The 13,090-nt window shown below is 61.6% G+C and carries 8 protein-coding genes and 2 pseudogenes; 5 read left to right on the forward strand and 5 right to left on the reverse strand.

What is annotated here, in order from left to right:
• Positions 1-483 precede the first annotated feature (483 nt).
• The 3 genes and pseudogenes from C4334_RS12015 to C4334_RS12025 all read left to right on the forward strand — a co-directional run.
• A pseudogene (locus C4334_RS12015) lies at positions 484-756 on the forward strand (alpha/beta fold hydrolase); the annotation flags it as partial.
• 91 nt (positions 757-847) lie between these two features.
• Positions 848-1,258 (forward strand): MaoC family dehydratase, encoded by a 411-nt coding sequence (locus C4334_RS12020; protein WP_352432330.1) that lies wholly within the window; start codon positions 848-850, stop codon positions 1,256-1,258.
• Positions 1,259-1,759: 501 nt separating this feature from the next.
• Positions 1,760-2,002, forward strand: a pseudogene (locus C4334_RS12025) (carbohydrate binding domain-containing protein); the annotation flags it as partial.
• On the opposite strand, the gene C4334_RS12030 reads toward C4334_RS12025, so the two are convergent.
• The 4 genes from C4334_RS12030 to aceA form a co-directional block, all read right to left on the reverse strand.
• Positions 1,954-2,859, reverse strand: coding sequence for a sigma-54 interaction domain-containing protein (locus tag C4334_RS12030; RefSeq protein WP_352432331.1), 906 nt, complete (start codon positions 2,857-2,859; stop codon positions 1,954-1,956). The pseudogene C4334_RS12025 and the gene C4334_RS12030 overlap by 49 nt on opposite strands.
• Positions 2,853-3,365 carry a sigma-54-dependent transcriptional regulator gene (locus tag C4334_RS12035; protein WP_352432332.1) on the reverse strand — a complete coding sequence of 171 codons (513 nt, stop codon included), beginning with the start codon at positions 3,363-3,365 and terminating at the stop codon, positions 2,853-2,855. The genes C4334_RS12030 and C4334_RS12035 overlap by 7 nt, the downstream gene beginning before the upstream one ends.
• Positions 3,366-3,839: 474 nt before the next feature.
• Entirely contained in the window at positions 3,840-5,459 is a 1,620-nt protein-coding gene (locus C4334_RS12040) for an ATP-binding protein (protein WP_352432333.1), read from the reverse strand.
• Positions 5,460-5,666: 207 nt separating this feature from the next.
• Positions 5,667-6,947 (reverse strand): isocitrate lyase, encoded by a 1,281-nt coding sequence (aceA, locus tag C4334_RS12045; protein WP_352432334.1) that lies wholly within the window; start codon positions 6,945-6,947, stop codon positions 5,667-5,669.
• 250 nt (positions 6,948-7,197) lie between these two features.
• Here aceA and C4334_RS12050 point away from each other — a divergent pair, with 250 nt between their 5' ends.
• The gene (locus C4334_RS12050; protein ID WP_352432335.1) at positions 7,198-7,986 is read left to right on the forward strand and encodes an IclR family transcriptional regulator; all 789 of its coding nucleotides are present in this window, start codon (positions 7,198-7,200) and stop codon (positions 7,984-7,986) included.
• An 835-nt stretch (positions 7,987-8,821) separates the two neighbouring features.
• The gene (locus C4334_RS12055) at positions 8,822-10,453 is read left to right on the forward strand and encodes a TROVE domain-containing protein (protein WP_352432336.1); all 1,632 of its coding nucleotides are present in this window, start codon (positions 8,822-8,824) and stop codon (positions 10,451-10,453) included.
• Between the two features lie 307 nt (positions 10,454-10,760).
• Here the strand turns inward: C4334_RS12055 and C4334_RS12060 are convergent, their stop codons facing one another.
• The gene (locus C4334_RS12060; protein ID WP_352432337.1) at positions 10,761-12,902 is read right to left on the reverse strand and encodes a S9 family peptidase; all 2,142 of its coding nucleotides are present in this window, start codon (positions 12,900-12,902) and stop codon (positions 10,761-10,763) included.
• Positions 12,903-13,090 lie beyond the last annotated feature (188 nt).

The raw sequence follows: 13,090 nt of genomic DNA on the forward strand, positions 1-13,090 counted from the left end.
CGGTGTTCGCCTTTCGCCGTTACGAAGATGCCTCACTGCGCTACACCGGCCTCGACAGCCACCCGGGGCTGAGGCACTACGGCCTCTACGACACCGTTGTAGCGGTTGAACCCAAGCTCAACGCCTCCTGAGACGCCTGTTGAGACGGCGCAAGTTTCCCGTTCATCCTTCAATCCTGTCTGTCCGCCTCGCTCTTGCAGCGGGGCGTGGATTGATGCAGTTTTGCTGTTTAGAGGCGCGCCTTGCGGACCGACGATCTGGGCATTGCTGGGTTGCCAAGAGCCTTTTGGCAGACAGGCGGGCACGTCGTACCGCCAGTCGCCAAGAAGTCCCAAGAAGTCAAATTCGGGGCTCGACAGCTCTGAACTTAAATCTTTGGTGAGATCTGGGTTCGTATGAGCAGCAAGCCAATCTTTCTCGCTCTGTGAATGCCTTGCGGTTTCACGGTTTGCTAGGGCGTTACTCCCGCGAGTCCTCGGCTGCGCGATGCAGGCGAGTTTGCGGGCGACGCTTCGGTGCGTCGAAGTTTTCGCCAAGACCGATTTTCGGTCCGAACTGGCAGCTTTCGCCGTGCCGACCCTGATCGTTCATGGGACGGGCGACCAGACCGTGCCGATCGACGCTACGGCGCGCGCCGCGGCACGCGCCATCACACAGGCCAAACTCATCGAGTACGACGGCGCGCCGCACGGGTTGCTCGCCACGCACAAAGAGGAGGTGACCAGAGACCTGCTCGATTTCTTGCGAGCCGTTTGAGGATCAGGAAGGCGCCGCGCGAGCGATCTCTTCTCGCGCCACAGCTATAAGATTTCTTGCGAGCCGTTTGAAGATCAGGAGGGCGCTCTAGATGAGGTTGCGAGTGGGCGACGCGGCCTCGGTGCAGCGGACCATAACCGAGCGCGACGTTGAACTGTTCGCCGAACTGACGGGCGATCACAATCCGGTCCACCTCGATGAGGAGTTCGCGCGCCGGACCAGATTCGGGCGGCGCATCGCGCACGGCATGCTCGGCGCGTCGCTCATCTCCGCCGTCCTCGCTAACGAGCTTCCCGGACGCGGGACGATCTATCTCAGCCAGACCCTGCGGTTCGAAGCGCCCGTTTATCTGGGCGACACCATCACCGCGCAAGTCATGGTCAAGCAGGTGCGCGAAGATAAACCGATCGTCACGCTCGCCACTACCTGTACGAATCAGCGCGCCGAAGTCGTCATCAGCGGCGAAGCGGTCGTTCTCATCGAAGAAGCGAGCGATCGGTGATCGCTGTGCCTGGGATCGCCTTTTGAGATCAATGACCATTTGGCAAGCTTTGCGCTCAAGCGCGCATCTGCCGTTGCCGCAGCTATATGCGGTTTCAATAAGGCAATTTGCGTCTGATTGGGAAGCGCAAGGGACAAGATGCATCCGAGAGAATGCTCACTTTCAGAGAAAAGAGTTTAGCGGTGAAAGGGCGTTTTGAAGAGCAGCGGTTACGTCGTTCACCGCGCCGTTTTCATCGCGTCGGTGACTTCGTCCGTCGATCGTCTTCATCGGCACAACTGTGAACGCCGAAGAGGCGAAGGAGGTAAGAGGATTTTCGGAATCGAGCGATGAACAGGCAGCGCTTTCTGGGATTATACGCTTCTTTCAGCGTTCGTCGGCCAGTCCATTTCGCTCAGGCCCACTGCCCGGGAAGTCTGCGCGCAGTCGAACGTCATCGTCCAGAGCGATTTCGAGGACGGCGCGTTGCAATGATGGAGCCCGTTTAGCCGCAGCGTCAACCTAACAAACACGACCGAGGCGGCTCATGGTTGTACGCGCAGCCTTAAAACGACCGGAAGATCGGAGACTTTGCCTGGGCCGAGTCTAGATTTAACCGGCAGACTCACCAAGGGGGCGATTTATCAGATAAAGGTTTTCGTGCGGTTCGTATCATGCGCTCGTGCTTTGCTTCCGCATTCAGGCGAGGGAGAACGTCACGTCTTCCTTCGCTCGTCTTTCTGCCACTTGCGGAGTTTGTTGTAGAGGGTGCGGCGGTCGATGCCGAGCAAGCGGGCAGCGCGGGCTTGATTGCCGCCGACCATCTCTAGCGTGCGAAGGATGTGCGCCCGTTCGAGTTGATCGAGCGTGGCTGGAACTTCCGGCGCGTCGTTCGTCAAAGAGGTCGCCGTTCGCTTCGCGCCGACCAATTGCGGCGGCAAATTCTCGACGTCGATCAACGGGGCGGCACCGTTGGTCGCTTCGGCGAAAGCCGTGACGTAGGTGATGATATTCTCCAGTTCGCGGACGTTGCCCGGATAGTTGTAATCGAGAAGCAGTTGGCGCGCTTGCGGCGTCAGTTGGGCGACCGGCGTACGCCGCTCAGCCGCGCGCCGAGCCAGCATGTAGTCGATCAAAAGCGGGATATCTTCGCGTCGTTCGCGCAACGGCGGAACGTGAATGGGGATCACGGCCAGCCGGTAGAAGAGGTCTTGGCGGAAGTGCCCTTGCCGGACCGCTTCGGCGAGATCGATGTTGGTCGCCGCGATGATGCGCGCGGCAACGGGCAGGGTGCGTCGCCCGCCCAAACGGCGCACGCTCCTCTCTTGCAGCACGCGCAGGAGCTTGGCTTGCACGGCTGGGGTGAGCGTTTCGACTTCATCGAGGAAGAGCGTACCTGCCTCGGCCGTTTCGAACAGACCGGGACGCGATTGACTGGCGCCGGTGAAGGCGCCGCGTTCGTAACCGAACAGCTCGGCTTCGATGAGCGACTCTGGAATGGCCGAGCAATCGAGCGCCACGAAGGGACGACGTTCGGATGGGCCGAGTTGCCGAAGACGCGCTTGATGCAGCGCGCGCGCCACCAGTTCTTTGCCCGTGCCGGTTTCGCCTGTGATCAACACGGTATCGGGGCGACTCGTTCGATGATCTCGCGCAGGCGTTGCATGGCGGCGCTGTTGCCGATTATCTCTCCGCCGCTCGCGGCGCGGTGTGCTGCCACTTGTCGCTCGAGGTCAGCGACGCGCCGACGCAGATCGCGCTCCTCCAGCGCGCGTTTGATCTTGAAGAGGACGTCATCCATCGAGAAAGGCTTGCTGATGTAATCGGCGGCGCCGCGCTTGAGCGCTTCGACGGCGGCTTCGATCGACGCAAAGGCCGTCATCAAAATCACCGCCACGCCGTCGCCGCGCTCGCGGAGATGATCGAGCAGCTCCTGTCCGTTCATCCCAGGCATGCGCACATCGGAGAGGACCAGATCAAACGGCGCGCGCGCCATGATCTGCAAAGCCTGTTCGGCGCTTTGGGCCGTTTCAACCGCATAACCTTCGCCAACCAAAAACTTCTTCAGCACAGCGCACATCTGCTCCTTGTCGTCGATGACGAGAATGCGCGCTTTGCCTCCGTTCATCGTCCCGCCTTTAAGGGAAGAGTCTGACATCGGTTATCGAGTATAGCGCATCGCGCCTTGGCCTCAAGGCGCAATGCGCGATGGCGGCCTTCGCCGGTTTATCCATCGTCCTGCCGCAGTCGGACGAGATCGGGCGCCGAGGTTGAACCAGATCGGGGCGCAGGCTGCGGTCCGTTGGGGATCATCCGCTGCCGCGCGTTGAGGCTGTCGTCGAATTCCTCGCGTCGCGATTGACGCGTGGCGAATTCACCGCGCGTCGCCTGGCGATTGCTTCAGGGCTGTTTTACGACTTCGCGCGCCGCAAACGATCTTTTGCTGCGACTCTGGGCCAGAAGAAGCGCAAGCGGAAACAGCAGTCTGTTGCCCGCTCGATCCCACGCTTCGGACACGCGGTTGCGGACGACTGGACCATCCGCGCTCTTTTTCGCGCACGGCGAGCGATCTTACGTCGCCTTCGCCGTGTGCGCGCTGCGATCAACTATGCGCAATGGGAAGACGGATGCAGACGGTCGTCCCATCATGGTCGGATCTGTCGATGGTCAGGGAACCGGCGTGGCGTTGAACGATACGGTGGCTGATCGCTAATCCCAGTCCGGTGCCGCCGTCTTTGTTGGCGGTGAAGAAGGGTTTGAAGACATGTGGCAACGCCGTCGCGGGTATGCCCAGACCTGTGTCGCTGATCTCGACGACGACGTGCGGCACGCCGAGCGGCGGAGCGGCAACGAGCACGCTGTCGGTCGCGATGGTGAGCCGACGGGCGCGTTCTGGCGGCAGCGCTTCCATCGCTTGGCGCGCGTTGTTGATGATGTTGAAGAGCACCTGTTGAAGCTGTGCCGGATCGCCGTCGATGACCGAAATGTACGGCGCCAGTTCCAACCGGACATCAATGCGCGAGCGATGAAACTGCGGTGCTAGCAGCGCCATGGTGCGCTCGATCAGCGCGTTCAGGTCGACCGCGACCAATTGGGGAGATGGATCGCGCGCGAAATCGAGCAGCCGCTGGACCAGCGCGGCGATGTTTTCGGCCTGTTCGCCGATGGCGCGAAGCTCATCGGCCCTTGCAGCAAACGCCGCGTCGCGCAAAAGGTACTCGATGTTGGCCGAGATGATGTTGAGCGGGGTGCCGACTTCATGGGCGATGCCGGCGGCGATTTCGCCGATGGCCGAAGTGCGCTCTTGTTGAATCAAGCGCCGCTCGATCAGTTTCTCGTCCGTCACGTCGCGCGTCACGCAAACGACGCCCGTGATGCGTCCATCGGGCGCTGTGATCGGGTCGGTCGTCAACCGCAGCACGCGCCCGCGAAGGCGGTCACCCAGTTCGACCACTTGCCCACACCGTTCAGTCACGGTTCGCATGATGGTGCAATCCTCGCGCGGTTTCGGCGAATCGTGGTAGATCTCGCAGCACCTTTTGCCGATCAACGCTTCCGGCTCAGTGCCGAACATCGCGGCCAGCGACCGGTTGGCTCGTCGGATGCGCCCTGACGGGGCGTGAATCGAGACGCCATCGGTGAGCGCATCGAACGTGCGTTCCCACTCGCGCTGCGCCGAGCGTATCTCTTCAAAGAGCTGCGCGTGTTCGAGCGCCAACCCGACTTGTCGGCCAACGGTGGTCAGCAATCGCAGCTCGTGATCAACGAATCGTCGCGCGGCATGACAAAAGAGCGTCAGCACGCCGCGCACGCCGCCGCGCCCGATGAGCGGCGTCGCGACAAGCGCCCCGACCCTTTCGTTGATCAGTTCGCGCCGCGCGACGCGGCGATCGCCCGCCGCGTCGGTTACAGCCACCGTTTCGCCGAGGACGGCGGCGCGTCCGATAACGCCCTCGCCCAGTTCGAACCGCTGGACCAATTCGCGAGCGCGCTCGCTCAGATTCAATTGCGCGCAGAGATAGAGCGCTTCCTCCTCTTCATCCAAGCGATGAGCGCAGCCTGCGTCAAGGGCTGTCACTCGAATGACGATCTCAAGCGTACGCTGTAGGAGCGTTGCGACGTCGGGCGATTCGTTGATCGCTTCCGCAACGCCGCTCAACGCGACGAGATCGGCGTCGCGATCGAGCGCGCGCATCAAACGTCTTTGTGCGCGGGTCGTCATTGAGCAGGACCTCCTTCGCTGCTCTCGGCAGCTTGCCCGGCAGGGACGCGCCGATGGCAAAAGCATAATGCCGCGCGGCGGCCGTCGACAACGTCGGCCAGCCGTTCGACGCGCCGCCAAACGGGACCTCGCGGCGACCTCGGCGAAGTCCGGTCCTGCATATCATCCTGCATATTATGCAAATCCGATGCACGGATATGCGTTCGATCAAACGAACTGTTCGGCTTCGGTGGAACCCGCCAACGCGACCGTCGAGGCTTGATGGCCTGTGACCACTTGCGCGATGGCGTCGAAATAACCCGTGCCGACGAAAGATTGATGCTTGATGGCGCGATAGCCATCCGGCTCGCGCGCGAACTCGCGCTCTTGTAAGCGGGCGTAGGCCGTCATGCCGCTGGCGGCGTATTCGCGCGCCAGTTCGAACATGCTCAAGTTGAGCGCGTGGAAGCCGGCAAGCGTGATGAACTGGAACTTGTAGCCGAGACGACCCAGTTCGCGCTGAAAGTCGGCGATCTGTTGCTCGTTCAGCTTCCGTTTCCAGTTGAACGACGGTGAACAGTTGTAGGCGAGGAGCTTGCCCGGATAGCGGGCGTGCACGGCTTCGGCGAAGGCGGCAGCTTCCTCCAGATCCGGCGACGAGGTCTCGCACCAAAGCATGTCGGCATAGGGCGCGTAAGCGATGGCGCGCGCGATGGCCTGCTCCAGTCCGTGACGGACGCGGAAGAACCCTTCCGCCGTCCGTTCGCCGGTCAAGAATGGTCGGTCGCGCTCGTCGATATCGCTTGTCAGGAGGGTCGCCGAATTGGCGTCGGTGCGCGCAATCAACACGGTCGGCACGCCGAGGAGATCAGCAGCCAAGCGTGCGGCGATGAGCTTTTGAATGAACTCGCCGGTCGGCACCAGCACCTTGCCGCCAAGATGGCCGCACTTTTTAGCCGCCGAGAGCTGATCTTCGAAATGAACGGCGGCGGCTCCGGCTTCAATCATCGCCTTCATCAATTCGAAAGCGTTGAGGTTGCCGCCGAAACCCGCCTCGGCATCGGCGACGATCGGCACGAACCAGTCCCGATCACGCTTGCCTTCGTACCACTCGATCTGGTCCATGCGCTGCAACGCGCGATTAATGCGCTGGACGAGATGCGGAACGCTGCCGACCGGATAGAGACTCTGATCCGGATAAGTTTGCAAGGCATCGTTGACATCGGCGGCCACTTGCCAGCCGCTGACGTAGATCGCTTTGAGTCCGGCTTGAACCTGTTGCACGGCTTGATTGCCCGTCAGCGCGCCGAGGGCCGCGACATAAGGCTCGCGATGAAGCATCTCCCACAACCGACGCGCGCCCCGCTCGGCCAAGGTGTAAGCGACCTGAAGCGACCCGCGTAAACGCGCGACGTCTTGCGCGCTGTACGGACGCGCGATGCCTTGCCAGCGCGCGTCTTGCTGCCACTGCCGTTCGATCTCTTCTGCGGAGATGAAGCCGTTTTGCATCAGATGAGTCCTCCTCGCTAATTGAGATTCAACCTCGCTTTGATTCACCATCATGAACCATTGTTCAAAATAATGAACAGCGAGAATGGAGCGATGTTACGCAAAGCGTCTGGCCGCCGTCAACGGCGATGCGCCGTTTTGTTCAATATATTGAACAAAAATTCGTTATGCTGGACAAAGTGCGCTTTATCTTCGCGCGCCTTTTGACAGCGCGCGCGCGGCGATCAATAATCTCCGGCGGAGAGAGAGGATGAGCGCCGTTTCGACCGCCATCACGCGGGCTTTCGACATCTTGGAAGCCATCGCTGAACGCGAGCGCGGCATGACCACCTCCGAGGTGAGTCGGCGTCTCGGCATCCCCAAAAGCTCCGCCAGTTACATCTTGCACACGCTCGAACAGCGCGGCTACCTCAAACGGCAGGCGACCACGCGCCGGTATCAATTGAGCCTCAAGATACTCAACATCACGCGCCACCTGCTGGCCGACCTCGACATACGTGAGCTTGCGCGCCCGACTTTGCGCGAGCTCGTTGAACAGAGCGGACTCACAGCGCACTTGGCCGTGCTCGATCAGGGCGAGGCTGTCTACATCGAGAAGATCGAAGCACCCGGCTTCGTGCGCATGAACACATGGATCGGACGACGCTTGCCGGTCCATTCGACCAGCGTTGGCAAAGCTCTGGTCGCCTATCTCGATGAGGCGACGGTCAAAGCGTTGATCAAGGAGCGCGGCTTGAGGAAGCAGACGCCTAAGACGATCGCGAGTTGCGCGGAGTTCATGCACGAACTGGCGCGCGTGCGCGAGCACGGCTTCGCCATCGATGATGAAGAGAACAGCCTCGGCGTGCGGTGCGTTGCGGCGCCGGTCTTCGATGCTGCTGGCTGCGTGGTCGCCAGCATCGGCGTGACGGGGACAACGACGCAAAACGATCTGCGGCGCCTGCCGCGTACGGCGACATTGGTCAAAGAGGCAGCGCGCAAGCTGTCGCAGCAGCTCGGCTACCGCTCACCGCGAAGATCGCTCGGCGCCCCCCATTGAGTCACGCTGCCCCCGTCGGATCGCAAATCGCGATGGCCGCGCTCGCAGTCGTTTCGCGGCGCGTTCGATCGCGCGCGCCGCTGTGATGGCCGCGCATCTTTTGCGTTTCTGTCGAGAACGATCTCTTGCAGCGAACCTCTGTCACGTCGAGCGAGTTCGAACTGGAATCGAGCAGCCTCCTTTCGGACGAAAGCGTTTCCGCTCGCAAACGCTTTGAACGCGCGCAGCTAAGCATCACGTATGGTCATCCCCACAACTTATGGTGCGATGGCCGGACCGGTTCGCCCATGGCGACGAGTTGCTCTTCACATGCGAGCGCTCGATGGCTCACAATCGCACGCTGTTGAATCCATCCCCGAAGACTGTAATTACGACTCCGCGCGCACGGCTGCTCACAACCGCACGTCGTTGAGTTCATCCCTTATTCTCATCTTCCGCCGAAGGTTTCGCCGACGAACCGCGGTTCAGCATCGGGTCGAATAAGACCATTCGACGATGGCGCTGCGCTTCGGCTTGTAATGCGCCTATCGGCATAAGGCAGCGGATTGGCCGAATCAAGAAGGGAGATTGCGCTCTGAGCGAAAAGCTTTGACAGCGTGGCCGGAAAATGTTATAGTCTGTCCGTTATCGGGGCCGACGCTCAGCCGTCGAACTTAAAGATTCGCCTGAAACCAACGGGCCGCCGTTCGATGGTTATCCATTCAGACACGAGCGGTAGCGGGTTCAAATCCCGCCGGCCCCGATCCGATGAAGCTTTCAAACTGATATCCTTTCGGACGATACGAGCATCGCTCGGATCGCTCCGTTTTAGCAAAGCGTTGGGGCTAGCGGGTTCATGGCGCGTTACCTTCGAAACCTCATCAATCGCAACAAGACGCAGCGCGAGCCGCTTCCCGGACAGAGTCGGAATTCGGCTGGCGGCTACGTTTGGGCCGTCGATGACTGGGTGAAGCTCGATCGTTTTCTGATTTTAGGAAGCGAGAAGGGCAGTTATTACGCGACCGAGCGGCAGTTGACGCAAGAATCGGTCTCCGCCGTGCATGTGTGCGTCAAGCAAGATGGGCGGCGGGTTGTGCGACGCATTGTCGAGATCAGCCGTGCAGGTCGCGCCCCGAAAAACGATCCGGCGCTGCTTGCGCTTGCCATTGCCGCTACGGCAGGCGACCTCGAAACTCGGCGCGCCGCTTTCGACGCGCTGCCGCAGGTGGCGCGCACGGGGACGCACCTCTTCCATTTCGTCGCTTACCTCGATGCGCTGCGCGGTTGGGGACGGCTCGCGCGGCGCGGCGTCGCTCGTTGGTACACCGCACAGGACCCGGCGAATCTCGCGCTGCAGCTGATCAAGTACCGACAGCGCGATGGGTGGACGCATCGCGATGTGCTGCGTTTGTGTCACGCGCGCGCACAAGGCGTTACGGGCGATCTTCTCTATTGGGCCGTTCGCGGCTGGCCCGGTGTCGGCCAGGAGCCTCATCCAGACGCCGTTTTGCGCCGCGTATGGGCGTTGGAGCGCGTGCAACGAGCGACCACGGTCGAAGAGGTCGCACGCCTGATCGAAGAGTACAAATTGCCGCGCGAAACCGTGCCGACCGAATGGCTGCGTGAGGCGCGCACGTGGGCGGCGCTGTTGCCTCACATGCCGATGGAAGCCATGCTGCGTAATCTCGCGACCATGACGCGCATCGGTTTGATCGCTTCGGGGAGCGATGCGACTCGCTTTGTCGAGGCACGACTGGCCGACCGCGCGCTCGTGCGGCGCGCGCGCCTCCATCCGGTCAAGATCCTAGCGGCGCTTTTGACCTACCGCGCAGGACACGGGCGGCGCGGACGACACGTCTGGAGGCCGGTCGGCTCCATAATCGATGCGCTCGATTCGGCTTTCTACTCAGCTTTCGATGCGGTGGAGCCGACAGGGCGCCGCCTCGTGCTGGCTCTCGACGTTTCCGGGTCGATGTCTTGTGGACGTATCGGCGGCGTTCCCGGTTTGACGCCGCGCGTCGCTTCGGCGGCTTGCGCGCTCGTCACCGCCGCGACCGAGCCGCAATGGAGGATCATGGCCTTTTCGCACAAGCTTGTGCCCGTGCACATTTCACCGGACATGAGGCTCGAAACGGTCCTCCAACTCTCGGACCTCCCAATGGGCGCCACGGACTGTGCCTTGCCCATGCTTTGGGCGATCAAAAAGGGCGTGCGCGCCGACGCTTTCATCATCTACACCGATTCGGAGACGTGGTACGGCGATGTGCATCCGGCCGAGGCGCTTCAGCGGTATCGGGATAAATTCGGCATCCCGGCCAAGTTGATCGTCGTCGGAATGGTCTCCAACGGCTTTTCGATCGCCGACCCAAACGATCCCGGCATGTTCGACGTCGTCGGTTTCGATACGGCGACTCCTGCGCTCATCAGCGATATGATCGCGGACAGGGGAGCGGTCCCCATAGAGGAGATAGAGGACATCATCGGTTGAAAAATCGGCATCAAGGGCGGCGTCCTCAAGCGAACACGTGTCTTAAACGTAGTCGGTTGAACTGACAATCCACACGACTTTAAGTCTTGAGTTCCTCGAGAACAGCGATCCCTGAAGAGGTCATCCGCTTCACGGGCCGCAAAGCCGGAAGCCTGCAATGAACGAGGCCGAAGGTCGCTCAGCCTACGTGCGTAGGCTGAGGACTCAACCTTCGGGGCAGATCCAGCTTTCGCTGGCCGATTCGTTCGTGAAGGTCGCGGCGGGACACAGCGCTTTGCCGGGGAGGCCATCGGTTCGCGCGTGAAGATCACCTTGCGCCCAAGCGCCGGTCGAAGAAGTCGACCGTGGCGCCGTTGACTTTGAGCCAGTTGGCGTGGCGCATGAAGTGGTGTGTATCGTCCGGGATCACCAACTCTTCGTACGGGACGCCGGCTTGCTGCAAGCGGCGAACGAGGTCCACCGTTTGACTGAAGCGGACGTTGCGATCGTCGTCGCCGTGGATCAAGAGCACGGGCGAACGCCACGTCGCGATCGATGAGATGGGCGAAGATGTCCACGCCGCTTTGAGCGCTTCTTCCAAGTCGGGCGCGCGCTCGACGCGCGGTTCAAGCAACGGGCGCGCTCGTTCGCTGGTCCAGTTATGGACGCCGTGAATATCGACGCCAGCGGCAAACAGCCCGGAGTCGCGCGCCAGCGCCAGCGCCGTCAAATACCCGCCGTAGCTTCCGCCGTAGATGCCGATCCGTTGCGGATCGACTTCGGGCAAGGAGCGCAAGAACTCGCCCGCCGCGCGAACGTCTTGGTACTCAGCGGCACCGCGCGAACCGGCGCGAGGCGGGTGCTGAAACTCGTAACCGTAGCCTATCCCCAACCGGTAGTTGATTGACAGGACGATGTAACCGCGACTTGCCAAGTACTGATTGAGCGCATAGGCATTGGCGTAGTAGTCCGAATAGTGCCAACCCAAAAGCATCTGACGCGGCGGACCACCGTGTATGTAAACGATCGCCGGGCGTTTGCGGCGGCGCGCATCCTCTTTCATGAAGAGCTGCGCGTGAATCGCCAACCCATCGGGCGCGCGATAGACGACCTTCTTCGGAACGACGAGTTGTTCGGTGGGAAAATCTGCGGGAAGGCGATCTTCGGCGAGCAACCGCGTCGGGCCACTGCTGAATGGCATCACGGTTGGAAGCGGCGGGCGTTGCGCCGTCGCGCTCAAAAAAGCGATGGTTTGCATGTCACCGGTCACTACGGGCGACCACTCGAGTCCGCTTCCGGGCGTTAGCACTTCGGGGGCGGCGCGGTCAACGGGGACGCGGACGATGTGACGACGGTCGATGTCATCTGGATCGGCGCCAGCGTTGGCGGCAAAGACGAGGAAACGTCGGTCGGGCGAGATCGAGATGTGCTCGGCCATGTAGCGACCCGGCGTAAGAAGCAATGGTTCGCCGCCTTTCTCCGGGATCGAATAAAGATGCGGCCAGCCATCCATGTATGAAAGAAAGATGATGCGTCCGTCGGCAGCCCAATGCAGGTTCGGTCCGCCATGCGTAGTTGGAAACGAGCCGCGCGAGGTGTTCGGACTGGTCCAGAGCTGGTGCGCCTGTCCCGTGAACGCATCAGCCGTCCAGAGCGCCCATGGAGCGGGGCGTTGTTCGAGGATCGGTTCAGGCGGTCCGCCCGTGCCGGGTCGGCGGACGAAAGCCAACCGCCGACCATCGGGCGACCAACGCGGATGCGTATCGCGCGAGGTCGAAGGCGCGAGCCAGAGGATGGGCGTCCGCTCGTCGGCGTAGATACCGATGAAGGAGTGGTCGCCGCGATCGGAGACGAAGGCGAGGCGACTTCCATCGGGCGACCAGACGGGCGAACCGTTGTCGCCGCGCGCCACAAAAAGCTTTTGAGCCGGAGCCGAACCGTCAATGGGCACGCTCCAGATGGAGCGGTCGCGCACGAACGCGACCCTTTCGCCGCGCGGCGAGATCACCGGTTCATCCCCTTCGGCCAAAAGCCTCGGCTCTCCGCCCGCAAACGGCACGCTCCAAATGGCGACGCGTGGGGGCGTCGGATTCGAGGTCGGATTGACCGGCAGCGAGTCGTCCCAGTTGGAGCCGTGATCGCCGCCGCGCACATAGACGACCCACTGACCATCAGCTGAAAGCGCCAAACTCGAAATCTCCTGTCCGTCGTCGGCATCGTAATCGGTCAACCGGCGCGCGCGCCAGTCGGGCGCTTGCGCAACCCAGACGTTGCGCTTTCCCTGTTCGTTGAACGTCCAAGCGATGCGTGCGCTCTTGGCTGCCGCCGTCAGTTCGCTTGGGTACGGATAGCTACGGATCTGTTCGAGCGTAAAGGACGGCGCTGCTGCGCCGAAGAGTTTGATCGCGACCACGGCGACGCAGAGGATGACGCCGAGCCCATATGCTACGACCCGCAGTGCGGGTCGCATCTGGACAAAGCGGCCATACGGGTTCCTAAGCTTCATATCGACTGAGAAAGGCACTTGGTTGATCAAAAGAACGCAACGCATGATGGCCGGAACTACCGCGAGAAGTCAACGTTGCATGCGGGATGCAAGTGTAACGTCGCTCAACGGAGGCAACAGCAGGAGATTCTTTCGACCGCGGATGCATAATA

It is taken from the genome of Pyrinomonas sp. (assembly GCF_040289685.1).
In the GTDB taxonomy this organism is placed as follows: domain Bacteria; phylum Acidobacteriota; class Blastocatellia; order Pyrinomonadales; family Pyrinomonadaceae; genus Pyrinomonas.

Excerpts from the sequence above, each read along its gene's own strand:
- C4334_RS12020 (WP_352432330.1), top strand. The coding sequence starts at position 848 with ATGAGGTTGCGAGTGGGCGACGCGGCCTCGGTGCAGCGGACCATAACC.
- C4334_RS12035 (WP_352432332.1), bottom strand. The coding sequence starts at position 3,365 with ATGAACGGAGGCAAAGCGCGCATTCTCGTCATCGACGACAAGGAGCAG.
- C4334_RS12040 (WP_352432333.1), bottom strand. The coding sequence starts at position 5,459 with ATGACGACCCGCGCACAAAGACGTTTGATGCGCGCGCTCGATCGCGAC.
- aceA (WP_352432334.1), bottom strand. The coding sequence starts at position 6,947 with ATGCAAAACGGCTTCATCTCCGCAGAAGAGATCGAACGGCAGTGGCAG.
- C4334_RS12050 (WP_352432335.1), top strand. The coding sequence starts at position 7,198 with ATGAGCGCCGTTTCGACCGCCATCACGCGGGCTTTCGACATCTTGGAA.
- C4334_RS12055 (WP_352432336.1), top strand. The coding sequence starts at position 8,822 with ATGGCGCGTTACCTTCGAAACCTCATCAATCGCAACAAGACGCAGCGC.
- C4334_RS12060 (WP_352432337.1), bottom strand. The coding sequence starts at position 12,902 with ATGCGACCCGCACTGCGGGTCGTAGCATATGGGCTCGGCGTCATCCTC.